22 protein-coding genes and 1 tRNA gene are annotated in these 25,244 nt (G+C 70.5%); 9 read left to right on the top strand and 14 right to left on the bottom strand.

The window, feature by feature from the left end; all coding sequences use genetic code 11:
• Positions 1–25: 25 nt before the first annotated feature.
• A tRNA-Tyr gene (locus OG472_RS26425) sits at positions 26–107 on the bottom strand.
• Positions 108–307: 200 nt separating this feature from the next.
• Here OG472_RS26425 and OG472_RS26420 point away from each other — a divergent pair.
• The 3 genes from OG472_RS26420 (at position 308) to OG472_RS26410 (ending at position 3,669) form a co-directional block, all read left to right on the top strand.
• Complete coding sequence (locus tag OG472_RS26420; protein WP_030009008.1) at positions 308–796, top strand: YajQ family cyclic di-GMP-binding protein; 489 nt, start codon at positions 308–310, stop codon at positions 794–796.
• A gap of 191 nt (positions 797–987) precedes the next feature.
• Positions 988–2,415 carry a SulP family inorganic anion transporter gene (locus OG472_RS26415; protein ID WP_405942125.1) on the top strand — a complete coding sequence of 476 codons (1,428 nt, stop codon included), beginning with the start codon at positions 988–990 and terminating at the stop codon, positions 2,413–2,415.
• An 18-nt stretch (positions 2,416–2,433) separates the two neighbouring features.
• Positions 2,434–3,669, top strand: coding sequence for an APC family permease (locus tag OG472_RS26410; RefSeq protein ID WP_405942124.1), 1,236 nt, complete (start codon positions 2,434–2,436; stop codon positions 3,667–3,669).
• Here the strand turns inward: OG472_RS26410 and OG472_RS26405 are convergent.
• Complete coding sequence (locus OG472_RS26405; RefSeq protein WP_405942123.1) at positions 3,653–4,177, bottom strand: SMI1/KNR4 family protein; 525 nt, start codon at positions 4,175–4,177, stop codon at positions 3,653–3,655. The two genes, OG472_RS26410 and OG472_RS26405, sit on opposite strands and share 17 nt — an antisense overlap.
• A 230-nt stretch (positions 4,178–4,407) precedes the next feature.
• Between OG472_RS26405 and OG472_RS26400 the strand changes: the two genes are divergently transcribed.
• Positions 4,408–6,147, top strand: coding sequence for a DUF262 domain-containing protein (locus tag OG472_RS26400; protein ID WP_405942122.1), 1,740 nt, complete (start codon positions 4,408–4,410; stop codon positions 6,145–6,147).
• Between the two features lie 99 nt (positions 6,148–6,246).
• Here OG472_RS26400 and OG472_RS26395 read toward each other — a convergent pair whose 3' ends face one another.
• The 12 genes from OG472_RS26395 to OG472_RS26340 form a co-directional block, all read right to left on the bottom strand.
• Positions 6,247–6,639 (bottom strand): YccF domain-containing protein, encoded by a 393-nt coding sequence (locus OG472_RS26395; protein ID WP_383573893.1) that lies wholly within the window; start codon positions 6,637–6,639, stop codon positions 6,247–6,249.
• Positions 6,636–7,499 (bottom strand): zinc metalloprotease HtpX, encoded by an 864-nt coding sequence (gene htpX / locus OG472_RS26390; RefSeq protein ID WP_327415774.1) that lies wholly within the window; start codon positions 7,497–7,499, stop codon positions 6,636–6,638. The genes OG472_RS26395 and htpX overlap by 4 nt, the downstream gene beginning before the upstream one ends.
• A 216-nt stretch (positions 7,500–7,715) precedes the next feature.
• Positions 7,716–9,266: an NADH-quinone oxidoreductase subunit N gene (locus OG472_RS26385; RefSeq protein WP_405942121.1), complete on the bottom strand. Its 1,551-nt coding sequence runs from the start codon at positions 9,264–9,266 to the stop codon at positions 7,716–7,718.
• Positions 9,263–10,816: a NuoM family protein gene (locus OG472_RS26380; protein ID WP_405943210.1), complete on the bottom strand. Its 1,554-nt coding sequence runs from the start codon at positions 10,814–10,816 to the stop codon at positions 9,263–9,265. The genes OG472_RS26385 and OG472_RS26380 overlap by 4 nt, the downstream gene beginning before the upstream one ends.
• Positions 10,817–10,854: 38 nt before the next feature.
• The gene (locus OG472_RS26375) at positions 10,855–12,804 is read right to left on the bottom strand and encodes an NADH-quinone oxidoreductase subunit L (protein WP_405834930.1); all 1,950 of its coding nucleotides are present in this window, start codon (positions 12,802–12,804) and stop codon (positions 10,855–10,857) included.
• Positions 12,805–12,854: 50 nt separating this feature from the next.
• Positions 12,855–13,211: an NADH-quinone oxidoreductase subunit NuoK gene (gene nuoK, locus OG472_RS26370; protein ID WP_401607468.1), complete on the bottom strand. Its 357-nt coding sequence runs from the start codon at positions 13,209–13,211 to the stop codon at positions 12,855–12,857.
• Positions 13,211–13,813 (bottom strand): NADH-quinone oxidoreductase subunit J, encoded by a 603-nt coding sequence (locus OG472_RS26365; protein WP_383573903.1) that lies wholly within the window; start codon positions 13,811–13,813, stop codon positions 13,211–13,213. Before OG472_RS26365 ends, nuoK begins: the two co-directional genes overlap by 1 nt.
• Positions 13,810–14,430 (bottom strand): NuoI/complex I 23 kDa subunit family protein, encoded by a 621-nt coding sequence (locus OG472_RS26360; protein ID WP_401607887.1) that lies wholly within the window; start codon positions 14,428–14,430, stop codon positions 13,810–13,812. The genes OG472_RS26365 and OG472_RS26360 overlap by 4 nt, the downstream gene beginning before the upstream one ends.
• On the bottom strand, positions 14,427–15,395 hold the full coding sequence (locus OG472_RS26355) for an NADH-quinone oxidoreductase subunit H (RefSeq protein ID WP_401607470.1): 969 nt from the start codon (positions 15,393–15,395) through the stop codon (positions 14,427–14,429). Before OG472_RS26355 ends, OG472_RS26360 begins: the two co-directional genes overlap by 4 nt.
• Entirely contained in the window at positions 15,392–16,681 is a 1,290-nt protein-coding gene (locus OG472_RS26350; RefSeq protein ID WP_405942120.1) for an NADH-quinone oxidoreductase subunit C, read from the bottom strand. The genes OG472_RS26355 and OG472_RS26350 overlap by 4 nt, the downstream gene beginning before the upstream one ends.
• The gene (locus OG472_RS26345; protein WP_361753679.1) at positions 16,678–17,265 is read right to left on the bottom strand and encodes an NADH-quinone oxidoreductase subunit B family protein; all 588 of its coding nucleotides are present in this window, start codon (positions 17,263–17,265) and stop codon (positions 16,678–16,680) included. Before OG472_RS26345 ends, OG472_RS26350 begins: the two co-directional genes overlap by 4 nt.
• On the bottom strand, positions 17,256–17,663 hold the full coding sequence (locus OG472_RS26340; RefSeq protein WP_030710243.1) for an NADH-quinone oxidoreductase subunit A: 408 nt from the start codon (positions 17,661–17,663) through the stop codon (positions 17,256–17,258). Before OG472_RS26340 ends, OG472_RS26345 begins: the two co-directional genes overlap by 10 nt.
• 147 nt (positions 17,664–17,810) lie before the next feature.
• On the opposite strand from OG472_RS26340, the gene OG472_RS26335 reads away from it, so the two are divergent.
• The 5 genes from OG472_RS26335 to OG472_RS26315 all read left to right on the top strand — a co-directional run bounded on the left by OG472_RS26335 (position 17,811) and on the right by OG472_RS26315 (position 25,157).
• The gene (locus OG472_RS26335) at positions 17,811–18,992 is read left to right on the top strand and encodes a sensor histidine kinase (protein WP_401607476.1); all 1,182 of its coding nucleotides are present in this window, start codon (positions 17,811–17,813) and stop codon (positions 18,990–18,992) included.
• A 436-nt stretch (positions 18,993–19,428) separates the two neighbouring features.
• Complete coding sequence (locus tag OG472_RS26330) at positions 19,429–20,739, top strand: sensor histidine kinase (RefSeq protein WP_405942119.1); 1,311 nt, start codon at positions 19,429–19,431, stop codon at positions 20,737–20,739.
• A 594-nt stretch (positions 20,740–21,333) separates the two neighbouring features.
• Entirely contained in the window at positions 21,334–21,993 is a 660-nt protein-coding gene (locus tag OG472_RS26325; RefSeq protein WP_401607889.1) for a LuxR C-terminal-related transcriptional regulator, read from the top strand.
• Positions 21,994–22,144: 151 nt separating this feature from the next.
• Positions 22,145–24,088, top strand: a complete 1,944-nt coding sequence (locus OG472_RS26320) for a 2-oxoacid:acceptor oxidoreductase subunit alpha (RefSeq protein WP_383573914.1) — start codon at positions 22,145–22,147, stop codon at positions 24,086–24,088.
• Positions 24,081–25,157, top strand: a complete 1,077-nt coding sequence (locus OG472_RS26315; protein WP_401607481.1) for a 2-oxoacid:ferredoxin oxidoreductase subunit beta — start codon at positions 24,081–24,083, stop codon at positions 25,155–25,157. Before OG472_RS26320 ends, OG472_RS26315 begins: the two co-directional genes overlap by 8 nt.
• The last annotated feature ends 87 nt before the right edge of the window (positions 25,158–25,244 follow it).

The following is a 25,244-nucleotide window of genomic DNA, read 5'->3' as shown; positions in this document are numbered from 1 at the left end:
GCAGATCAGAGGGGCTTCTTTCGCGTGGCGGCGCCAGGGTTCGAACCTGGGTAGGCTGAGCCGGCAGATTTACAGTCTGCTCCCTTTGGCCACTCGGGCACACCGCCAAGAGATGCTGCCATTTTTTCCGCCTTGCGGCGGCGCTCCCTGGCAACGACGTAAACGATACCTGATGACCGGGGGTGGTTCGCCACCGGATTGATCAGCGTTGCGGGTGGCCGCGGTGGCTAGGCTTTGCGGAGCGGGCCGGGGATGTCCGGCCGCGCCCTCCGGGGCGATCACAACCGACTTCAAGGAGCCACAGCACATGGCCGACTCCAGTTTCGACATCGTCTCGAAGGTCGAGCGGCAGGAGGTCGACAACGCCCTCAACCAGGCCGCCAAGGAACTCTCGCAGCGCTATGACTTCAAGGGCACCGGCGCCACGATCGCCTGGTCCGGCGAGAAGATCCTGATGGAGGCGAACTCCGAGGAGCGCGTGAAGGCCGTCCTCGACGTCTTCGAGACCAAGCTGGTCAAGCGCGGGATCTCGCTCAAGGCGCTGGACGCCGGCGAGCCCCAGCTGTCCGGCAAGGAGTACAAGATCTTCGCCACGATCGAGGAAGGCATCTCCCAGGAGAACGCCAAGAAGGTCGCGAAGATCATCCGGGACGAGGGTCCCAAGGGCGTCAAGGCCCAGGTCCAGGGCGAGGAGCTGCGCGTCAGCTCCAAGAGCCGTGACGACCTGCAGGAGGTCCAGGCGCTGCTGAAGGGCAAGGACCTGGACTTCGCGATCCAGTTCGTGAACTACCGCTGACCCAGGTCCGAGACCTGCCACCACGCCGGCCCGGCGGTCCTCACCGACCGCCGGGCCGCGGCGTGTGCGGGGGTGTGTGCGGGGCGTGTGCGGCGCACGCGCCACCGTGGACTCCTGTGGGTACTTGGGCCGCGGTGAGTGCGCCCACCAGGCTGAGGGCATCGCATCACCGCGCGGCAGGGGGTTCTCGCATGTCTGGGGCCGGCACGTTTCGGGATGACTTCGGGGCGTCCGTCGTCGTCGCGCTGGTCGCGTTGCCGCTGTGCGTGGGGGTGGCGGTCGCCTCCGGGGTGCCGGCCGAGCTGGGGATCGTGACCGGGGTGGTCGGCGGGCTGGTCACCGGATGGTTCCGCGGGAGCTCGCTGCAGGTGAGCGGGCCCGCGGCCGGGCTCACCGTGCTCGTCTACGAGGCGGTGCAGACGTACGGCCTGCCCGCGCTCGGGGTGCTGGTGCTGGCCGCCGGGGTACTGCAGCTGGGCATGGGGGTGCTGCGGCTCGGGCGGTGGTTCCGGGCGATCTCGGTGGCCGTCGTCCACGGGATGCTGGCCGGGATCGGGCTGGTCCTGATCTCCGGGCAGTTGTACGCCCTGGGCAGCGTGCAGGCTCCGGGGCAGACCCTGGCGAAGCTGGGCGGTGCGCACGAGCTCGGGGCGCAGGCCGACTGGGTCGCCGTGCTGCTCGGGGTCGGGACGATCGCCGCCATGGTCGCCTGGCGCCGGGTGCCCGCCCGGCTGCGGATCGTGCCCGGGGCGCTCGTCGGGGTGGCCGCCGCCACCGCCGCGGCCGCCCTGCTGCGGCTGCCCGTCGAGAAGGTGCGGGTGACGGGCGTGCTGGCGGCCGTGTCCCCGCCCGGCTGGGGCGATTTCGAGGTGCTGGCCTCCGTCGGGGCGGCCGGGACCGTGGTCGCACTGGCGCTGATCGCTTCCGCCGAGACGCTGTTCAGCGCCGCCGCCGTGGACCGCATGCACGACGGGCCGAGGACCGAGTACGACCGGGAACTCATCGCGCAGGGCGTCGGCAACACCGTGTGCGGGCTGCTCGGAGCGCTGCCGATGACCGCCGTGATCGTGCGCAGCGCCGCCAATGTGGAGGCCGGCGCGCGCACCCGCGCGGCCAGGGTGATGCACGGCGGCTGGCTGCTGCTGTTCGCGGTGGCGTTCCCCCAGGTGCTGGAGATCGTGCCGCTCGCCGCGCTGGCCGGGGTGCTGCTGCACGCGGGCTGGAAGCTGCTGCCGGCCAAGGCGGTGGCCGCGCTGTGGCGGACGCACCGGGGTGAGGCGGTGGTGCTGCTGGCCACGGCCTCCGCGATCGTGGTCACCAACCTCTTCGAGGGGGTGCTGGTCGGGCTGGGGCTCGCCGTCGCCAAGGCGGCCTGGGAGACCTCCCACGTGCACATCGAGGAGGTGTGGGAGGACGAGGAGCTGTCCGTGCGGATCGTGGGGAACGCCAGCTTCCTGCGGCTGCCCAAACTGCTCGACGCGCTGGACGCCTTGCCGCACGGGCAGCCGGTACGGCTCGATCTGAGCGGGCTGCGCCACCTCGACCACGCCTGCCTGACCGCCCTCGAGGGCTGGGAGCGGATGCGGACGCCGCTCCCCGGCCGCGAGGGCGTCACCTAGCCGGGCTACCCTCCGCCCGTGGACCACCAGCTGAAGCGCACCCTGGGTACTTCCGACGCCGTCGTCGTCGGGCTCGGCGCGATGGTCGGCGCCGGCATCTTCGCGGCCCTCGCCCCGGCGGCGCAGGCCGCGGGCGAGGCGCTGCTCGCCGCGCTCGCCCTGGCGGCGGTCGTGGCCTACTGCAACGCGCACTCCTCGGCGCGGCTCGCCGCCCGCTACCCGGCCTCGGGCGGCACCTACGTCTACGGGCGCGAGCGGCTCGGGCCCTTCTGGGGCCACCTGGCCGGCTGGGGGTTCGTGATCGGCAAGACCGCGTCCTGTGCGGCGATGGCCCTCACCGTGGGCGCGTACGTCTGGCCCGGGCAGCAGCATGCCGTGGCCGTCGCGGCGGTGGTGGCGCTGACCGCCGCGAGCTACGGCGGTGTTCAGAAGTCCGCCCGGATCGCCCGGCTGATCGTGGCGGTGGTACTGGCGGTGCTGGCGGGGGTGGTCGTGGTGTGCCTGTCCTCCGGTGCGGCCGGAGCGGGGCGGCTGAGCGGCTCGGACTGGGCCGCCGCCGGGCTGTTGCAGGGTGCCGGTCTGCTGTTCTTCGCCTTCGCGGGCTACGCCCGGATCACCACCCTGGGCGAGGAGGTGCGCGACCCGGAACGGACGATCCCGCGGGCGGTGCCGCTCGCGCTGGGCATCGCGCTGCTGGTGTACGCCGCGGTGGCGGTGGCGGCTCTGTCGGTGCTCGGAGCCGACGGGCTGGCGCGTTCGGCGGCCCCGCTCGCCGACGCGGTCCGGGCGGCTGGCCGGCCCGAACTGGGACCGGTCGTCCGGGTGGGCGCGGCCCTGGCCGCGCTGGGCTCGCTGCTGGCCCTCGTGCTCGGGGTGTCACGCACCGCGCTGGCGATGGCCCGGGACGGTCATCTCCCGCGTCCGCTGGCCGCCGTACATCCCCGGCATCAGGTGCCGCACCATGCGGAGCTGGCAGTGGGTGCGGTCGTGGCGGTGCTCGCGGCCACCGTCGATGTGCGGGGCGCGATCGGTTTCTCCTCCTTCGGAGTGCTCGCCTACTACGCGATCGCGAACGCCTCCGCGTGGACTCTCGATTCAGGTGTCAAGGGACGGACCGTGGCAGCGGTCGGGCTGTCCGGCTGTGTGGTGCTGGCCTGCGCGCTGCCCCTCGCGTCGGCGGTCGCGGGGGCGGCGGTGCTGGCAGTCGGTGCGCTGGCCTACGGGGTGCGGAGCCGGCTCAGATCCGGGATCTGAATTCCGCCCAGGGCGCCAGCTCCAGGTCGCGCTCCTCCCCCAGCTCCGACTCCTCGCAGAACCAGGCGGTGCCGTCGAGCCAGCCTCGCAGCCAGCCGGCCAGGCTCGGGGTGTCGATGGACCAGGCGAGGTCCGGCTCCCCGAGGCTCGGGTCGAACAGCAGCACTTGGGCGGTCTCGGAGCGGCAGTCCACGCAGGCGTACATGGTGCAGCCGAAGTCGGCTATCGGCAGCACGCCCTCGGGCCAGCGCCATCCGGAAGCGCGGTGCGCCTCGTAGTTCTGAACGGTCTGGCGCAGGGGCAGCAGCCCGCATTCGGGTCCGAATCCGCCGTCGGCGATGCGGGTGTAGAGCGCGCTGAGCAGCGGCGGCAGGGCGAAGCCGAGTATGCCCTCGGCCCGGGCGATCTCCCCGCTGCCCAGCGGCGCGGGCAGCGGCCCTGCGTGCCCGCGCGCGGAGTTGCGTACGCGGTCTGCGACTTGCTCCAGCAACTGCTCGTTCTCGTTCATGCGTTCATGGTGACGCACCCCACCGACAACCCGCCCCGCCTGTGGACAACCCCGACCCTCGGCTCCCCGCAGGACCAGGAACGGAAGTAGCAGAGCCGAGGAGAGTGCACGTCGGTCGAGGAGCCTTTCACGCGGACGGACGTATTCGATCGATGATCCGTAAAACCCCAACGTCTTCACACCGGCTCATCTAGCATCATCAACTAGGATTGCGAACACAGGGGGTAAGGATGTCCATCACACCTCGCGGCATGTCGATCCAAGAAGCCTACAACCTGTACCGAAGCGAGAAGCTCGTCGTGAACAGGAACTACCAGCGGAAGCTGGTTTGGGGCGTCAACGAAAAGATGCATCTAATCGACAGCATCCTGCGTGGATTCCCTATTCCTCTCTTCCTGCTCGCCGAAGCACCTGATCAGCACTATGAAATCATTGATGGAATGCAGCGCCTGGACGCCATCTTCGGTTTCATCGAGCAGCGATACGGTATCCCCGGAGCAGGAGATCAGCAACAGTACTTCGATCTCAACGAATTTTCCCGGGCCCGACAGCTTGCAGAATCGAAAGCATTCACGCCCGAGCCTGGAGATCCCACCCTGCTCGCCGCATCCTTCTGCGCCGATCTCCTTGACTACCAGCTGGCTGTCACGATCTTCGACTCCGGCGAGGAAGCCAAGATCACCGAGGTGTTCCGGCGCATCAATTCCGGCGGCCGTCAACTAAGCGCACAGGAAAAGCGTCAGGCGGGAGTGCTCAGTGATTTCGTATCCATGCTCCGCCGCCTCGCCTCGGAGTTCCGGTACGACGGTTCCCCCGACATCCTCCCGCTCACGAAGATGCCCGTAGTCTCCATCGACTCATCCCGAGAACGACTCGGCTACGGCATCTCCGCAGAAGAGACGTTCTGGTGCAGCCTCGGCATCCTCAATCCTCGCCAGCTCCAACAGAGCGAGGACGAGCAACTCCTGGCCGACATCTGCATTTCTGTGGTGCGGGGAAATACATTCAGTGTGAGTTCCGACGTCCTGGACAAGTATTTCGATCTCGAGACCGTCGAAAGCGCATCACTGGCTGTCGATTTGCATGCGTATGGCACGACCAAGCTCGGGGACGACGTGAAACTCGTCCTCGGGGCGATGAAGTCCATCGTGGAGTACATGCGGCCCGGCGTGATCGGCGCCTTCCGCTCACATGTCAGCACCAGCGGGTTCACATCGGCCAAGACACCGTTCTACGCGGTCTTCATGGCCTTCTACGACCTAATGGTCCGCCGAGGTCAGCAGCTTGCAGACCGGGAAGGCGCATTCGAAGCCATCCGGGGAGTGACGGCCAAACTCACTCCGAGTCGCAACACCACCACAGAGGCCCAGCGTCAAGCCAACATCGACATCGTACGTGGCCTAGTGGACAAGCACTTCACCGACTCCCCGCGGGGGCCCCTGACTCACGGGCCGGCGATGGAGATCGAATTTCCCAATCTCATCCGACGCTCTCCTATCGAGAGCGCACGATATGAGTTCAAGCAGGGCATCGTCTCCCTGTCCGCCAAGCGAGAGATCAACCAGAATCTCTTGGATAAACTCCCCAAGATCGCTTCCGCGATCGCCAACACCGGGCCTGACGGTGATGGCTACATCATCCTCGGAGTCGCAGACCGCGCCGAGCATGCCCATCACATCACGCAGCTCGACTCGATCATCCCTGTCACCGTCGGCAGTAAGCACCTGGTGGGGGTCGACCGCGAGTGCGTAGCGCTGGGCATCGACATGGCCACGTACTTGAGGAAGATCGTGCAGGGGTTCCAGGACGCCCCGCTCGGCACCGAACTCAAGGGCGACATTCTCGCAAGCATCGACACAGTCTCGTTCAGCGGGCGGTCATACGTCGTTGTGAGGATTCCGGCCCAGCGGGAACTGTCCGAGTTCGGTGGCGACTATTTCGTACGTGATGGCGAGGACCTCCGCAAATGAGCACAAGCGAAGCGCTCGCCGCATCGAAGCGCTTCCTGAAGGCCTGACCCATCTCGTGTGCCTGGGGCGGACCTTGAAGGTCCGCCCCAGGCGCGGCGATCAGCGGGAGGCGAACGGGGCGTCCGTCGGCACGATTTCGCGGCCAAGGGGGAGCAGGGCGAGCGGGACCATCTTGAAGTTGGCGATGCCGAACGGGATGCCGATGAGCGTGATGCAGAGGGCGATGCCCGTGACGATGTGGCTCAGGGCCAGCCACCAGCCCGCCAGGATCAGCCACAGGACGTTGCCGATGCAGGAGCCGGCGCCCGCGTCGTGGCGCTCGACCGTGGTGTAGCCGAAGGGCCAGAGGGCGTAGACCGCGATGCGGAAGGCGGCGATGCCGAAGGGGATGCCGATGATGGTGATGCAGAGCAGCACGCCCGCGAGGAGGTACCCCAGGAACAGCCAGACGCCGCTCAGGATGAGCCAGATGACGTTCAGGATTGTCTTCATTGGGGGCGGCCTGCCATCTGTTCGAGCCGGGCGATGCGCTCGGCCATCGGAGGGTGTGTGGAGAACATCTTAGAAAGACCTTCTCCGGGACGGAACGGGTTGGCGATCATCATGTGGCTCGCCGTCTCCAGCCGGGGCTCCGCGGGCAGCGGGAGCTGCTTGGTGCCCGCGTCGAGTTTGCGCAGGGCGCTGGCCAGGGCGAGCGGGTCTCCGGTGAGCTGGGCCCCGGACGCGTCGGCCTCGTACTCGCGCGAGCGGCTGATGGCCAGCTGGATCACGGAGGCGGCCAGCGGGCCCAGGATCATGATCAGCAGCATGCCGAAGAGGCCGGGGCCCTCGTCGTCGTTCGACCGGCCGACCGGAATCAGCCAGGCGAAGTTCACCAGGAACATGATCACCGAGGCCAGGGCGCCGGCGACCGACGAGATCAGGATGTCGCGGTTGTAGACGTGGCTGAGCTCGTGGCCGATGACCCCGCGCAGCTCGCGTTCGTCCAGGATGCGCAGGATGCCCTCGGTGCAGCAGACCGCGGCGTTGCGCGGGTTGCGGCCGGTGGCGAAGGCGTTGGGGGCCTCGGTGGGCGAGATGTAGAGGCGTGGCATGGGCTGGCGCGCGGACGTGGAGAGCTCGCGCACCATGCGGTAGAGCTGGGGGGCCTCGAACTCGCTGACGGGGCGGGCGCGCATCGCGCGTAGAGCCAGCTTGTCGCTGTTCCAGTACGCGTAGGCGTTCGTCCCGAGGGCGATGACCACGGCGACGATCAGGCCGCCCCGCCCGAAGAAGCTTCCGATGAGGATGATGAGTGCGGACAGCCCGCCCAGGAGTACGGCGGTCTTGAGCCCGTTGTGCCGGCGGTGCACGGTACGCCCTCCAAATGGTGCGGCAGGGGGAGCCCCGTCATGGGTCTGAGGGTCTACGGTCCAGTGGACCCTCCCTTCCTGGTCAACGCGAGGTGAGGGCGTCTGGTTCCCAGGGCGCACGGCGGCGGCCGCCCGCCGCCGCCCCTTCGCGGGGGGCGGCTGGGCCGCGGCGGACGTTGCTCCGTACGGGTGAGGGCGGGGGTCGCTTCCTGCGGGCTACTGCGCGAAGAGGCTGCCCGACGCGACGCGGAGGATCAGCTGCGGGGCGCCCGAGAGGACGACCGCGGTGATCGCGGTGACGACGATGGCCGCCGTCACCGGCCAGGGGGCCCTCGTACGGGTCTGCGCGCCCACGGTCCTCTCGGAGCCCTCGACGGCCTCCGGCCCGCGGAAGAGGAGCGCGGTCCACCGCAGGTAGTAGTACAGGGCGATCACGACGTTGATCGCCATGACCACGGCGAGCCAGCCCAGGCCCGCGTCGACCGCGGACCGGAAGACGGTGACCTTGGCGAAGAGCCCGATGATGCCCGGCGGCAGGCCCGCCAGGCAGAGCAGGAAGAAGGCCAGCGAGAGGGCGGCCAGCGGACGCTCGGCGTACAGGCCGCGGTAGTCGCTGATCCGGTGGAGCGGCTTCGTACGGGCGACGAGGGCGGCCACGGCGAAGGCACCGAGGTTCACGGCGGCGTACATGAGGGCGTAGGCGACGGTGGAGCCGATCTGGTCGCGGCCGGAGTACGCGGCTGCGGCGATCGGGACCAGCAGGTAGCCGGCCTGGCCGACCGAGGACCAGGCGAGCAGCCGTACGGCACTGTTCGGGCGGTCGGCGGACTGGCGCAGTGCGCCGACGTTGCCCACCGTCATGGTGAGCGCGGCGAGGACGGCGAGGGCCGGTCCCCAGATGTCGGAGTACGCCGGGAAGGCGATCACCGTGACGAGGATGAGGCCGGTGAAGCCGACGGCCTTGCCGATCACGGAGAGATAGCCGGCGATGGGCAGCGGGGCGCCGACGTAGGTGTCGGGGACCCAGAAGTGGAAGGGGACGGCCGCGGTCTTGAAGGCGAAGCCGACGAGGGTGAGCGCGACGCCGGCCATGGCGAGGGTGTCGAGCTGTCCGGGGACGTCTTCGAGGCGGTCGGCGATCTGGGTGAGGTGCAGGGAGCCGGTGGCGGCGTAGACGAAGCTGACGCCCATCAGCGACACGGCGGTGGCGGTGACGGAGGACAGGAAGAACTTGAGGGCGGCCTCTGAGGAGAGCCGGTCGCCGCGGCGCATGCCGACGAGGGCGAACGCGGGCAGCGAGGCGACTTCGAGGGCGACGATCAGGGTGGCGAGGTCGCGGGATGCGGGCAGCAGGGCCGCGCCGGCGGCGGAGGAGAGCAGCAGGAACCAGTACTCGCCGGCGGGCATGCGCGCGTCGCGGACGGCGGTGACCGACAGCAGGGCGGTGACCAGGGCTCCGGCCAGCACCAGGAACTGGATGACGAGCGCGAAGTGGTCGGCGGCGTAGCTGCAGGCCGCGGGGTCGCTGGTGAGGCAGAAGGTGGTGCGGTCGCCGGGGCGCAGCGGCAGCAGGGTGGCCGTCGCGGCGGCCAGGCCGGCGACAGAGATCCAGCCGAGGAGCGGCTTGTGGCGCTCGGACACGAAGAGGTCGGCGACGAGGACGAACAGGCCGACCGCGGCGGTGATCACCACGGGCGCGATGGCGAGCCAGTCGACGGACTGGACCAGGCTGGGGGTCTCGGCGGAGAGGACCGTCAGGGCCGTCATGAGTTGCCTCCTGCGAGGAGCTTCTGGACGGCCGGGTCGGTGAGGCCGAGGAGGACCGCGGGCCACAGGCCGGCGAGGACGGTGAGGGCGACGAGCGGGGTCCAGGCGGCGAACTCGTAGTGCTGGATGTCCGCGACGGCGAGCTCGCGGCCGTCCCTGGGATCTCCCATGCAGACGCGCCGCACGACGACCAGCAGGTAGGCGGCGGTGAGCAGGGTGCCGAACGCTCCGATGACCATGAACGTGAGGAAGGCGGGGCGGGACAGGCCCTCGGCGGGGTCGAAGGCGCCGAAGAGGGCCAGCATCTCTCCCCAGAACCCGGCCAGGCCCGGCAGGCCGAGGGAGGCGACGGCGGCGAAGGCGAGGAAGGCGCCCATGCGGGGGGCGCGGCCGTAGAGGGCGGCGCCGGTGGCCCCGGCGAGGGTGTCGAGGTCGGCGGTGCCGTAGCGGTCCTTGAGGGCGCCGACCAGGAAGAAGAGGAGGCCGGTGATCAGGCCGTGGGCGATGTTGGCGAAGAGCGCGCCGTTGACTCCCGTGGGGGTCATGGACGCGATGCCGAGGAGGACGAAGCCCATGTGGCCGACGGAGGAGTACGCGATGAGGCGCTTGAGGTCGCCCTTGTTCCCCTTGCGGGCCAGCGCGAGGCAGGCGAGCGATCCGTAGACGATGCCGACGGCGGCGAAGGCGCCCAGGTAGGGGGCGAAGGTGGCCATGCCGTCGGGGGTGATGGGGAGCAGGATGCGGACGAACCCGTACGTGCCCATCTTGAGCAGGACGCCGGCCAGCAGGACGGATCCGACGGTGGGCGCGGCCGTGTGCGCGTCCGGCAGCCAGCTGTGCAGCGGCCACATCGGGGTCTTCACGGCGAGGCCGATGCCGATGGCGAGAACGGCCACCAGCTGGGTGGTGTAGGTCAGTTCGCGGCCGTTGTCAGTGGCGAGTGCCACCATGTCGAATGTGCCGCTCTTCAGTCCGATCAGCAGCAGACCGAGCAGCATGACGACGGATCCGAGCAGCGTGTAGAGGATGAACTTCCAGGCGGCTGCCTGCCGCTGAGCACCGCCCCAGCGGGCGATGAGGAAGTACATCGGGATGAGGACCATCTCGAAGGCGAGGAAGAAGAGCAGCAGGTCGAGGACGGCGAAGGTCGCGAGGGTGCCGGACTCCAGGACGAGGAGCAGGGCGACGAAGGCCTTCGGGGAAGGGCCTGCGGGGAGCTTGAAGTAGCTGTAGAGCGCGCAGAGGAAGAACAGCAGCGCGGTCATCAGGAGGAGGGGGAGCGAAATGCCGTCGACACCGACGTGGATCCGGACGTCGAGCGCCGGGATCCAGCTGATGTCCGTCGTCGCCTGGAAGCGGGACGGGGCGTCGTGGTCGAAGCCCAGGGTGAGGGCGATGGCCGCGGCGAGGATCACGCCGGTCACGGTCACGCCGTGGCGGAGCACGGCCTGCTCGGGGCTGCGGCCCTTGAGGCCGGGCGGGGCCGGCAGGAGGGCCGCGGCGGCGCCGAGGAGCGGTGCGGCCACGATGAACGCCAGAAGGAACTGCATCACGGACGGGCTGATATCAATCACGGCTGACTCACGGCTCACGATCCGGCGTTGACGTTGGCGAGGACGGCGGTGGCGATCGCCAGGACCACGGCGCCGGCGAGCAGGGCGCTCAGGTAGCTCTGCACGTTGCCGGTCTGGGCACGGCGTACGAGGCTGCCGAGCAGCCGGGGGCCGGCGCCCGCGCCGCGGACGTACGTGTCCACGACCTCGCGGTCGAGGAAGCGGACGAGGCTTGCCGCCGCCCGGACCGGGCGGACGAAGAGCCGGTCGTAGACGGCGTCGAGGTGGAAGCCGTCGGCGGCGTGGCGGTGCAGCGGGCCCAGGAGCGCGCGACCGGGGTCGGGGGCGGGCCCGGCCGGGACGGCGGGGTGGTCGTGGGTCACCTCGGCGACCTCGGGGGCCTCGGCCGCGGACTCGGCGGCGGCGGTGGCCGCGGACGCGGCGCCGGCCGTGGCGGGGGCCGTGGCCGGCCGGGCCGCGGCACGCTGCCAGAGGGCGTAGGTGAGCATCACGCCGATGACCGCGGCGCCCGTGCCGAGGACCGAGGTGACCAGGGTCGGGGTGAGCTCCTCGCCGTCGAACCAGTCGGCGATCGGGCCCGCCGCGAGGCCGAAGCCGATCGACGGGACCGCGAGCAGCCACAGCACGCCGGTCATGGCGACGGGCTCCTTGCCGTGGTCGGGGGCGGCTGCGCCCCGGCCGCGGAAGGCCATCAGCCACAGCCGGGTGGCGTAGGCGGCGGTGAGCAGGGCGGTCAGCACGCCGGCGACCAGCACCAGCCAGCCGGCGCTGCTGGGGGCGAAGTCCGAGTGGCCGGTGGCGGTCTGCTCGGCGGCGACGAGGACGGCTTCCTTGGAGAAGAAGCCGGCGAAGGGCGGGATCGCGGCGAGCGCGAGCAGCGCGATCGTCATCGTCCAGAAGGCGTCGGGGATGCGCTTGGTCAGGCCGTCCATCCGGGACATGGCGGCCAGGGAGTTCGTACCGGCAGCGTGGATGATCACGCCCGCACCGAGGAAGAGGAGGGCCTTGAAGACGCCGTGCGACAGGAGGTGGAAGATCGCGGCGCCGCGGTCGCCGACGGCCAGGGCGCCGGTCATGTAGCCGAGCTGACCGATCGTGGAGTAGGCGAGCACCCGCTTGATGTCGTCCTGGGCGAGGGCGGCGAGGGCGGAGCCGACCATCGTGACGGCCGCCATGACGGCCATGACCACCAGCGCGGCGGAGGACGCCGCGAAGACGGGGAGGAGGCGGGCGATGAAGTAGACACCGGCGGCGACCATCGTCGCGGCGTGGATCAGCGCGGAGACCGGGGTGGGGCCCGCCATGGCGTCGGGGAGCCAGGTGTGCAGCGGGAACTGCGCGGACTTGCCCGCGACTCCGGCGAGCAGGAGCAGCGCGATCAGCGTCGGGTGGTCGAGTCCGCCGGCGGCGACGGTGCCCAGGATCTTCGTGATCTGGAAGGAGCCGGCGTCGGCGGCGAGTGCGAACAGGCCGATCAGGAAGGGGACGTCACCGAGCTTGGTGACGAGGAAGGCCTTCAGGGAGGCGGAGCGGGCCGCCTCGGTCTCCCAGTAGTGGCCGACCAGGAAGTACGAGCAGATGCCCATGACCTCCCAGCCGACCAGCAGCACCATCAGGTCGCCGGAGTAGACGACGAGCAGCATGGCGGAGGTGAACAGTGAGACGAGAGCGGCATACGACGGGTAGCGCGGGTCTTCACGGAGGTACGCCGTCGAGTAGAGCTGTACGCAGGTGGCGACGAGCCCGACCAGGACGGCGACCAGCACGGCGAAGCCGTCCAGGTACAGCGAGAGGTCGATCGGCACCGAGCCGGTCGGGGTCAGCAGGGTCGCCGTGCTGATCGCCGGGCCGCCGCCCTGGCGGACGGCGACGATCACGGCCAGTACGGCGGCGCCGAGCGTCGGCAGGATCGCGAGCGGCCGGACGAACCCGGGGGCGGTACGGCCGAAGAGCAGTCCCGCCACCGCGCCCAGGAAGGGGAGCAGCGGGACGAGGACGGCGAGGGTCGTGGTGCTCACGCGGTGACCTCGCTCTGGTGGTTCGGGGTGGTCTGGGCGGGCTCGTGGCCTTCGGCGGTGTCGCGCAGCCGGTCGACGTCGGAGGTGCCGCGGTTGCGGTAGACCATCAGCACGATCGCGAGGCCGATGCCGATCTCGGCGGCGGCGATGGCAATCGTGAAGAGGGTGAGGGCCTGGCCGGCGTGCAGGGCGTCGCGCAGCCAGACGTCGAAGGCCACCAGGTTGAGGTTGACGGCGTTGAGCATCAGCTCGACGGACATCAGAACCAGGATGGCGTTGCGGCGGGCGAGTACGCCGTACAGGCCCGTGCAGAAGAGGAGCGCCGCGAGGACCGCGGGGTAGGCGAGGTGCATCAGCGCTGCCCCTTGTCACTGGTGACGCCGTCTTCGGCGGGACTGTTCCTGCGGGACAGCACGATGGCGCCGATCAGTGCCGCGAGGAGGAGGACGGAGAGCGCCTCGAAGGGCAGCACCCAGTGCTGGAAGAGGATCTCGCCGGAGACCTTCGTGGAGCCCTGGACCGGTCCGTCGAGGTCGATCCAGGTCGTGCGGAAGGCGTCGACGACGACCCAGACCAGGGCCACGGCTGCGACCGCTGCGACGCCGAGGGCGACCCAGCGGTTGCCGGAGTCCGCGTCCGGGGAACGGCCGATGGGCGCCTTGGTGAGCATCAGCCCGAAGAGGAGGAGGACGACCACGGATCCGAGGTAGATGAGGACCTGCACCCAGGCGATGAACTCGGCGGTCAGCAGCAGGTACTCGACGGCGATGCCGCCGAGTGCGACGACCAGCCAGAGGGCGGCGTGCACCAGTTGCCGGGTGGTGACCGTGACGAGGGCCGCGCCGAGGGTGGCGAGTCCGACGAGCACGAACGCGATCTCGACGCCGGTCGGGGAGAGGAAACCGGGCCCGGTGGCGGCGGCTTGGGCTGCGGCCAGGGTGGCGGCGGGGCTCACGCGTCTCCCTCCGGGGTCGGGGTGGTCGGGGGTTCGGCTCCGCCGTCGGTCGCGGTGGCGGCGGCTGCTTCGGCTGCAGCGGCGGCGGCCGCTGCTGCCGCTTCGGCCTTCTCCACTGCCTTGCGGGCGGCGGCGATCTCCTTGGGCTCCTCGGCGGCCGGGTCCAGCGCGGGCGGGGCCGGGACGGTCCACATCCACTCGCGGAGCTTGTCGCGCTCGTGGGTCAGCTCGTGGATGTCGGTCTCCGCGTACTCGAACTCCGGCGACCAGAAGAGGGCGTCGAAGGGGCACACCTCGATGCAGATTCCGCAGTACATGCAGAGGGAGAAGTCGATGGCGAAGCGGTCGAGGACGTTGCGGCTGCGCTCGCGGCCACCGGGGGTGGACGCGGGGACCGTCTCCTTGTGGGAGTCGATGTAGATGCACCAGTCGGGGCACTCACGGGCGCAGAGCATGCAGACCGTGCAGTTCTCCTCGAACAGGCCGATGACCCCGCGGGAGCGGGGCGGGAGTGCGGGCTGGACCTCGGGGTACTGGGCCGTGTGCGAGCGCTTCGTCATCGTGCGCAGCGTGACGGCCAGGCCCTTGGCGAGGCCGGATCCGGGGATGGGCATCAGTTCATCGCCACCTTCACGATGCCGGTGAGCGCGATCTGGGCGAGCGCGAGCGGGATGAGCGTGGTCCAGGCGAGCTTCTGGAGCTGGTCCTCGCGCAGGCGCGGGTAGCTCACGCGGAGCCAGATCACGACGAAGGCGAGGATCCCGGTCTTGAGCAGGGTCCAGACCCAGCCGAGGCCGTCGGCGCCGAAGGGGCCCTGCCAGCCGCCGAGGAAGAGGACGGTGGTGAGGGCGCAGAGGACGACGATGCCGGCGTACTCGGCGAGGAGGAACAGCGCGAAGCGCAGGCCGGTGTACTCGGTGTAGGCGCCGAAGATGATCTCGGAGTCGGCGACGGGCATGTCGAAGGGGGGCCGCTGCAGTTCGGCGAGGCCGGCGGTGAAGAAGACGAGCGCGCCGACGATCTGCCAGGGCAGCCACCACCACTCGAAGCTCTCGACGATCCCGGGGAGGGAGACCGTCCCGGCGGCCATCGCGACGGAGGCGGCGGCGAGCAGCATGGGGAGCTCGTAGGCGAGCAGCTGGGCGGCGGTGCGCAGGCCGCCGAGCAGGGAGAACTTGTTCGCGGAGGCCCAGCCGGCCATGAGGGAGCCGAGGACTCCGACGCCCATGACGGCGAGCACGAAGAACAGGCCCGCGTCGATGGCCTGGCCGACCGCGCCCTCGCCCGGCCCGATGGGGATGGCGAGGAGGACGAGGAGGTACGGCAGCAGGGCGACGGCGGGGGCCAGCTGGAAGATCCGCCGGTCGGCGTTGGCCGGGACGATGTCTTCCTTCTGCGCGAACTTCACGCCGTCGGCGACGAGCTGGGCCCAGCCGTGGAAGCCGCCGGCGTACATGGGGCCGAGGCGGCCCTGCATGTGGGCCATCACCTTGTGCTCGGTCTGCCCGACGACGAGCGGGAGCACGAGGAAGACGGCGAAGACGACGATCAGCCGCAGGGCGACGTCGAGGACGTCGTTCACGCGTCGCCTCCGTTGTCGGTGGTGGGGTGGGTGTCGGGGGCGTCTGCCTCTGCCTCCGGCGCGGGCGGCGGGGTCTCCGCCCGCCTGCCCGTGGTGGCCGGCTTCGTGGAGTCCGCCTCCGGCGGGGGCTCCGTGGTGTCGGCCTTGGGTGACGGTTGCTCGTCGAAGGCGGGCTTCGGGTCGTGCCAGGGGGCGTCCGCGCTGCGGGGCGCGACCCGGCGGGGCGCGGGTGTGGGCTGCGGCGCGTCCGGGGTCTGGCCGGCCGAGCCGTCCGTCGCCGAGCGGGTACGGCGGGGCGGGCGGGCCCCGGAGCCCTCGGCCTCCGGGGTCTCCCCCGGCTCCGCGGTGGGCGCGGGCTGGCTCGCGGAACCGTCGCTCGCGCTGCGGGTGCGGCGCGGCGGGCGGGCCGGGGCTTCGGCCGACGGGGTCGCCGGGGCTTCGGCGGCCGGGGTCGCTTCGGCCGACGGGGTCTCGCCCGGCTCCGCGGTGGGCGGGGCCTGGCTGACCGAGCCTTCCGATACGGAGCGGGTGCGGCGCGGCGGGCGGGCCGGGGCTTCGGCGTCCGGGGCCGCCGGGGGCTGGGTGGCCGAGCCTTCGGCGACCGAGCGGGTGCGGCGGACCGGGGCACCCTCGCGCGGGGTGCGGGCGGCGGCGCCCGCCGCGCCTGCGGCGCGGGGGGTGCGGGCCGGGCGGGCGGGGGCCGGCGGGAGCTGGCCCTTCATCGGGCCCCAGTCGTTGGGGTCCGGGACGCCCGGCGGGAGCATCTGACGGCGCTTCGGCGCGTCCGGATCGTGGGCCTCGCCCGGTTCCTTGGCGCCGGGCCAGGCCTTGGCGACCCGCGCGGCCAGGACGAAGTCCTTGCGCAGCGGGTGCCCTTCGAAGTTCTCCGGAAGGAGGAGGTGGACGAGGTGCGGGTGGTCGGTGAAGACGACCCCGAACATCTCGTACGTCTCGCGCTCGTGCCATTCCGCTCCCGCGTAGACGGCGACCGCCGACGGCAGGGAGGGGGCGCTGTGCGGGACGGTCGTGCGCAGCAGGAGACGCCGTACGCGGTGGTTCTCCAGCGAGGCGACGTGCGCGCAGATCCGGAAGCCGGTGCCGGGCTCGTCGACCGCGCTCAGCCAGTCGAAGTACGTGCAGCCCAGCTTGTCCCGGGCGATTTCGAGGGCGGCGATCCAGCTGCCGACGGGCACGTCCACCGTGAGGACGTCGTACGAGAACTCGGCGACGGCCTCGGCTCCGAAGACCGTCGGCGCCGCGTCGGGGAGGGAGTCGTAGAGGTTCACGCACCGCTCCCGGGGGCCGGCGGGGCCGTGACCAGGCCGCTGGTGAGCTGCGAGACGGACGGCCCGGCGGCGTAGCGGTCGGCCAGCGACTCGCGGGCGATCTTCTCCTGGAGCTTGAGGATGCCCTGGAGGAGCGCCTCCGGGCGCGGCGGGCAGCCCGGCACGTAGACGTCGACCGGGATGATCTGGTCGACGCCCTTGGTCACCGAGTACGAGTCCCAGTACGGGCCGCCGCAGTTGGAGCAGGCGCCGAAGGAGATGACGTACTTCGGCTCCGGCATCTGCTCGTAGAGGCGCTTCACGGCCGGGGCCATCTTGTCCGTGACGGTGCCCGAGACGATCATGAGGTCGGCCTGGCGCGGCCCCGGTGCGAAGGGGATCACGCCGAGGCGGATGAAGTCGTGCCGGGCCATGGACGCGGCGATGAACTCGATCGCACAGCAGGCCAGACCGAAGTTGAAGACCCACAGGCTGTACCGGCGGCCCCAGTTCAGGACCACCTTCATGGGTTCCGGGGCCAGACGGGAGAGGACTCCCAGGCGCTTGGGCTCCGGGAGCAGCTCCGGCTGAGGTGTCACGTCCATTCGAGGACGCCCTTCTTGTACGCATAGAGCAGGCCGACGGCCAGGAAGCCCAGGAAGATGAACATCTCCACCAGCGTCGTGGCGCCGTAACCGGCGGCGGCGAACACCGTCGCCCACGGGAACAGGAAGATCGAGTCGACGGCGAAGATGACGTAGAGGAAGGCGTAGACGTAGTAGCGGACCTGGGTGTGCGCCCAGCCCTCGCCGACCGGGTCCACGCCGCATTCGTAGGTCAGCAGCTTCTCGTGGGTGGGGACCACGGGCCTCAGCAGGCGGCCTGCGCCGAAGGCCACGGCCACGAAGAGCACACCGAGGGCGGCCAGCAGACCGACGACCGAATAACTCCGGAAGTAGTCCGCCGCGAGCACGGTTACGGTCGATACCGTTGGTTCGGGCACGTCCGTTCCTCGCTCCTCGGTCACTGTCGACGATCTGGTACGGACGGGAGTCTAGGGCCTGCCTCACACAGGGTGGGGTTATCCCCCGTTCACAGCACCCCGGACACCCCATGGCATCGGCGGGCCGCTCTTGACAGGCTGTGGCCCATGACCACGAGCCATGCCATCCCCGACAACGATCGGCCTCCCCCCGTACGCGCCGCCTTCAGCGCCGTGACGTGGAAGGAGATCGCCCATCTGCTGACCAACCTGCCGTTGGCGATCGTCGGATTTGTTTACGCGGTTGTCATGGTTTCCGTCACTGGCGGTCTTTCCGTGACCGCGATCGGAATTCCCCTGCTCGCATGCGGTCTCTATCTGTCTCGGCAAATGGGACGACTGGACCGGGCACGCGCCCGCGCGCTGCTGGGCGTACGGGTGGACGAGCCGACCCCGATCCCCGGTCCGAAGCGGTCCGGCGGATTTTTCCCCTGGCTGTGGACGAGCATCAAGGACCCCGTCGGCTGGCGGACCGTGCTGTACCAGCTGATCCGGCTGCCGTGGGGCGTACTCACCTTCACGGTAGCTCTGACCGGCCTGTTCGTGCTGTGGCCGGTGCTGCCGTACCTGGCGCGGCTGCTGGCGAACGCGGACCGGGCGATGGTACGGGGGCTGCTGTCGCCCTCCGACGACCTGGAGCGGCGGATCGCGGAGCTGGAATCCGACCGCGGCGTGGTCGTCGACACCGCCGCGGCCGACCTGCGGCGCATCGAGCGGGACCTGCACGACGGGGCGCAGGCGCGGCTGGTGGCGCTGGCGATGGGGCTGGGCCTGGCGAAGGAGAAGCTGCTCGAGGACCCGGAGGGCGCGGCGGCGATGGTCGACGAAGCCCACGGGGAGGTGAAGCTGGCGCTCCAGGAACTGCGGGACCTGGCCCGCGGGATCCATCCGGCCGTGCTGACGGACCGGGGGCTGGACGCGGCGCTGTCGTCGGTGGCGTCGCGGTGCGTGGTGCCGGTGAAGGTCGCGGTGGACCTGCCGGAGGCGCGGCCGGCGGAGGCGATCGAGGGGATCGCGTACTTCGTGGTGTCCGAGCTGCTGCAGAACGTGAGCAAGCACGCGGGGCCGGGGGCGCGGGGCGCGAGCGTGGAGGTGTGGCGGGCGGGGGCCCGGCTGCTGATACGGGTGTCGGACGACGGGCGGGGCGGAGCGGGTGCCTCCGGCGGGGGGAGCGGGTTGGCGGGGCTGGCGGAGCGGTTGGGCGCGGTGGATGGGGTGCTGGTGGTGGATTCGCCCGCGGGTGTCGGGACGACGGTCACTGCGGAGCTGCCGTGGCGTGACCGGGGCTGAGCCCCCGGGCCCCTGGGCCCCCTTCTTTTTGCTGGTGAGCGGGACTCCCGTCCGGGTGGGTGGGGGTCCCGTTCGCGTGTCCGCTGCGGCGACGCTTCCTGGGGCGCCGCCCCAGAACCCCGCGCCTCAGGCGCCGGCGGGGCTGGATTGGCGCGGCCAGTGCTTCGTGGGCGCAGCCTCGGATCCCGCGCCTCAAACGCCGGCGGGGCTGAAAGACCGGGGCTCCGCCCCGCACCCCGCTCCTCAAACGCCGCAGGGGCTGGATTGGCGCGGCCTCGTCTCGAAGGTCCCTGGGGCATTGGCGGCCGATGAATCGTGAGTGGCGGGCGGTGGGGTTAACCCCCCGGTCTAGAGGCCGACTCGCTGGATGGTTCGGGGGTGGGGCGGGGCGGCAGGGTGGGGGTGTAAACGAGGACCGGAAGGGTGGGTCGGGATCATGGACAACGGCAAGGGCACGGGCGGTGGTGTCGGCGCGGTGCTGCGGGCTCCGGTCGAGGGGCGGACCTGGCGGGAGTTCGGGTACCTGCTGATCGGGCTGCCGCTGAGCACGCTGTACTTCTCGCTCGCCATCACCGGTGTGAGCCTCGGCGCCGGGCTGCTCGTCACCTTCCTCGGTGTGCCGGTCCTCGCCGGCGTGCTCGCGATGTGCCGCGGGTTCGGCGCGGTGGAGCGGGCCCGGGTGCGCGCGCTGCTCGGGGCGGACATCGGCGGCCCCGCGCCGATCCGGGCCAAGAAGTCCGGGCCCCTCGCCGCCATGGGTGCGCTGCTCAAGAGCGGGAGCGCCTGGCGGCACGTGCTGTACTCCGTGATCCACTTCCCGTGGGCGGTGTTCGGTTTCTGCCTGGCACTGACGTTCTGGGCGTCGGGTTGGATCCTGCTGCTGTACCCGCTCTGGTTCTGGGTCATCCCGACCTACACCGACCAGCCCGGGCTGATGGTCTTCCAGAACGGCGACTACTCCTCCTACGTCGATTCGCCCGTGGAGGTCGCCCTCGCCTGCCTCGCCGGACTGGCGCTGACCCTGGCCACCCCCTGGGTGATCCGGGCCCTGACCACCGTCGACCGGGTCATGGTCGGCGGGCTGCTCGGGCGCTCCCGTCTGGACAGCCGCGTCACCGAGCTGGAGTCCGACCGGGGCGTGGTGGTGGACACCGCCGCCGCCGACCTGCGACGCATCGAGCGCGATCTGCACGACGGGGCGCAGGCCCGGCTGGTGTCGCTCGCCATGGACCTGGGGCTGGCGAAGGAGAAGCTCACCGAGGATCCGCAGGCCGCGGCCCGCATGGTGGACGAGGCGCACGGCGAGGTGAAGATCGCCCTGCAGGAGCTGCGCGACCTGGCCCGCGGGATCCATCCGGCCGTGCTGACCGACCGCGGGCTGGACGCGGCGCTGTCGTCGGTGGCCGCGCGCTGCACGGTGCCGGTACGGGTGGCCGTGGACCTCCCGGCCCGCCCGGCGGAGGCGATCGAGGGGATCGCGTACTTCACGGTCTCGGAGCTGCTGCAGAACATCAGCAAGCACGCGGTGGCCCGGTCGGCCTCCGTGGACGTGTGGAAGTCCGGGGAGCGGCTGCTGATCCAGGTCGCGGACGACGGGCGGGGCGGAGCGGGTGCCTCCGGCGGGGGGAGCGGGTTGGCGGGGTTGACGGGGCGGCTGGATGCGGTGGATGGGGTGCTGGTGGTGGATTCGCCCGCGGGTGTCGGGACGACGGTCACAGCGGAGCTGCCGTGGCGTGACCGGGGCTGAGCCCCCGGGCCCCTGGGCCCCCTTCTTTTTGCTGGTGAGCGGGACTCCCGTCCGGGTGGGTGGGGGTCCCGTTCGCGTGTCCGCTGCGGCGGCGTCTCCTGGGGCGCCGCCCCAGAACCCCGCGCCTCAAACGCCGGCGAGGCTGGATTGGCGCGGCCAGTGCTTCGTCGGCGCAGCCTCGGATCCCGCGCCTCAAACGCCGGCGGGGCTGAAAGACCGGGGCTCCGCCCCGCACCCCGCTCCTCAAACGCCGGAGGGGCTGGATTTGCCGCGGCCAGCGCTTCGTCGGCGCAGCCTCGGACCCCGCGCTTGGAACGCCGGAGGGGCTGGATTTGCCGCGGCCAGCGCTTCGTCAGCGCGGCCTCGGATCCCGCGCCTCAAAACGCCGGAAGGGCTGGATTGGCGCGGCCAGCGCTTCGTCGGTGTGGCGCCTTTCGGACGGCATGTGACCGTCCGGTTCGTGAAAACTGCCGCCGGACGCCCACGTGTTGTCCCGGCTCTGCCTTCACCAGGACTTAAGGCTGGGATGCTTGGCTGAGTCGTGTAGTGCGGGAATCGAGTGGACGCGGGAGCTGCAAAGACGTGGAAGACAGGGTGCGGGTGGTCATCGCCGAGGATTCAGTGCTGCTGCGTGAGGGCCTGACCCGGCTTCTGACCGACCGGGGGCATGACGTCGTGGCGGGCGTCGGGGACGCGGAAGCCCTGCTCAAGACGATCGCGGACCTGGCGGCCGAGGACGCGCTGCCGGATGTGGTGGTGGCCGACGTGCGGATGCCGCCGACCCACACCGACGAGGGCGTGCGGGCGGCCGTACGGCTGCGCCGGGACCATCCCGGGATAGGCGTGCTCGTGTTGTCGCAGTACGTGGAGGAGCAGTACGCCACCGAACTGCTGGCCGGGTCGACCACCGGGGTGGGGTATCTGCTCAAGGACCGGGTGGCCGAGGTGCGGGAGTTCCTGGACGCGGTGGTGCGGGTGGCGCGGGGCGGTACGGCCCTGGACCCAGAGGTCGTCGCCCAGCTGCTCGGCCGCAGCCGGAAGCAGGACGTCCTGGCGGGGCTGACCCCGCGCGAGCGTGAGGTGCTCGGGCTGATGGCCGAGGGGCGTACCAATTCCGCGGTGGCGAAACAACTGGTCGTGAGTGACGGAGCAGTGGAAAAGCACGTCAGCAACATCTTCATGAAGCTGGGCCTCTCGCCGAGTGACGGGGATCACCGGCGTGTACTGGCCGTTCTCACCTATCTGAAATCTTGATCGACTGACACTCTGTCAGATACGGCATACCGGTCGGGCCGTCTCAAAGGGCGGTCCTACGGTCCAGAATGTGGTCGCCTTCGGGGAGCCTGATCCCTACCGACGTAGGGTGGGTCTGGGGGTGCTCACGCCTCGAAGGAGGTCCAGTTCAGTGACCAGCCAGGTCAGCAGCCCAGCCGAGCAGGCCGACGGGGCTGGGGGTGCGGTTGTCGGAGGACAACGCACCCCGGCGAGCCCGGGCAGCAAGGAAGTACGCCGTCTCGATCGTGTGATCATCCGGTTCGCGGGTGACTCCGGTGACGGTATGCAGCTCACCGGTGACCGGTTCACCTCGGAGACCGCGTCGTTCGGGAACGACCTGTCGACGCTGCCGAACTTCCCCGCCGAGATCCGCGCCCCCGCCGGAACCCTCCCGGGCGTCTCCTCCTTCCAGCTCCACTTCGCCGACCACGACATCCTCACGCCGGGCGACGCCCCGAACGTGCTGGTGGCGATGAATCCGGCGGCGCTGAAGGCGAACATCGCGGACGTGCCGCGCGGCGCGGACATCATCATCAACACGGATGAGTTCACCAAGCGCCCCATGGCCAAGGTCGGCTACGAGACCTCGCCGCTGGAAGACGGCTCCCTGGACGCGTACAACCTCCACCCGGTACCGCTGACCACCCTGACGGTCGAGGCGCTGAAGGACTTCGGGCTCTCCCGCAAGGAGGCCGAGCGCAGCAAGAACATGTTCGCGCTGGGCCTGCTGTCGTGGATGTACCACCGGCCCACCGAGGGCACCGAGAAGTTCCTGCGGCAGAAGTTCGCGAAGAAGCCGGAGATCGCCGAGGCGAACATCGTCGCCTTCCGGGCCGGCTGGAACTTCGGCGAGACGACGGAGGACTTCGCGGTCTCCTACGAGGTCGCCCCAGCCACCCGCGCCTTCCCCACCGGCACCTACCGCAACATCTCGGGGAACCTGGCCCTCTCCTACGGCCTCATCGCCGCGAGCCAGCAGGCCGACCTGCCCCTCTACCTGGGCTCCTACCCGATCACCCCGGCCTCGGACATCCTGCACGAGCTCTCGAAGCACAAGAACTTCGGCGTGCGGACCTTCCAGGCCGAGGACGAGATCGCCGGGATCGGCGCGGCCCTCGGCGCGGCCTTCGGCGGGGCGCTCGGGGTGACCACCACCTCCGGCCCCGGTGTGGCGCTCAAGTCGGAGACGATCGGCCTCGCGGTGTCGCTGGAGCTGCCGCTGCTGATCGTGGACATCCAGCGCGGCGGTCCCTCCACCGGCCTGCCGACGAAGACGGAGCAGGCGGACCTCCTCCAGGCCATGTTCGGCCGCAACGGCGAGGCGCCCGTGCCGATCGTGGCCCCGCGGACCCCCGCGGACTGCTTCGACGCCGCCCTCGACGCGGCCCGGATCGCGCTCGCCTACCGGACTCCGGTCTTCCTGCTCTCCGACGGCTACCTCGCCAACGGGTCCGAGCCCTGGCGGATCCCGGAAATCACGGACCTGCCCGACCTGAAGGTCAAGTTCGCCACCGGCGCGAACCACACCCTCGCCGACGGCACCGAGGTCTTCTGGCCGTACAAGCGGGACCCGGAGACGCTCGCCCGGCCGTGGGCCGTCCCCGGCACGCCCGGCCTCGAACACCGCATCGGCGGCATCGAGAAGCAGGACGGCACCGGCAACATCTCCTACGACCCCGCCAACCACGACCTCATGGTCCGCACCCGCCAGGCCAAGATCGACGGGATCCGGGTGCCGGACCTCGACGTCGACGACCCGGACGGAGCCACCACCCTGGTCCTCGGCTGGGGTTCCACCTACGGCCCCATCACCGCGGCCGTCCGCCGGCTGCGGAACGCCGGACTCCCCGTCGCCCAGGCCCACCTGCGCCACCTGAACCCCTTCCCCAGGAATCTCGGCGAGGTCCTGGAGCGTTACGAGAAGGTAGTGGTGCCGGAGATGAACCTCGGGCAGCTCGCCACCCTGATCCGGGCGAAATACCTGGTCGACGCCCAGTCGTACACCCAGGTCAACGGAATGCCGTTCAAGGCGGAGCAGCTCGCCAAGGTTCTCGAGGAGGCCATCAATGACTGAGGTGACCGTGACCGAAGGGTCCCGCACACTGCTTTCGCTGGTGCCCAAGTCCGAGTCCAAGCAGTCGATGAAGGACTTCAAGTCGGACCAGGAGGTCCGCTGGTGCCCGGGCTGCGGGGACTACGCCGTGCTCGCCGCCGTTCAGGGCTTCATGCCGGAACTGGGGCTGGCGAAGGAGAACATCGTCTTCGTCTCGGGCATCGGCTGCTCCTCCCGCTTCCCGTACTACATGAACACGTACGGGATGCACTCCATCCACGGCCGCGCGCCCGCCATCGCCACCGGCCTGGCCACCTCCCGCCGTGACCTGTCCGTATGGGTCGTGACGGGCGACGGCGACGCGCTCTCCATCGGCGGCAACCACCTGATCCACGCCCTGCGCCGCAACGTCAACCTCAAGATCCTGCTGTTCAACAACCGGATCTACGGGCTGACCAAGGGCCAGTACTCCCCCACGTCCGAGGTCGGCAAGATCACCAAGTCCACGCCGATGGGCTCGCTGGACGCGCCCTTCAACCCGGTGTCGCTGGCGATCGGCGCCGAGGCCTCCTTCGTCGCCCGTACCGTCGACTCCGACCGCAAGCACCTCACCGAGGTGCTGCGCGCGGCGGCCGACCACCAGGGCACGGCGCTCGTCGAGATCTACCAGAACTGCAACATCTTCAACGACGGCGCCTTCGAGGTCCTCAAGGACAGGGACCAGGCACTGGAGGCGGTGATCCGGCTGGAGGACGGCCGGCCGATCCGCTTCGGGGCGGACGACGCGAAGGGCGTCGTGCGCAACCCGGCCACCGGCGACCTGGAGGTCGTCGACGTCACCCCGGCCAACGAGTCGCAGATCCTGGTCCACGACGCAAAGACCGCCAGCGCCACCACGGCGTTCGCGCTCTCCCGCCTGGCCGACCCCGACACCCTGCACCACACCCCCATCGGGGTCTTCCGCAGCGTCGAGCGGCCCGTCTACGACACCCTCATGGCCGACCAGCTCGACACGGCGATCGACCGCAGCGGCAAGGGCGACCTGGGCGCGCTGCTGTCCGGCAACGACACCTGGACCGTCGTCGGCTGACCCGCGCGACACGTACGCGGGCACGGACGCGGACACCGACACGGACCCGGCCGTACGAAGCCGCACGAAGTACGAAGCCCGGATCTC

Source organism: Streptomyces sp. NBC_00207, from assembly GCF_045160965.1.
GTDB lineage: Bacteria > Actinomycetota > Actinomycetes > Streptomycetales > Streptomycetaceae > Streptomyces.
This window is presented reverse-complemented; position numbering and strand designations above follow the sequence as displayed.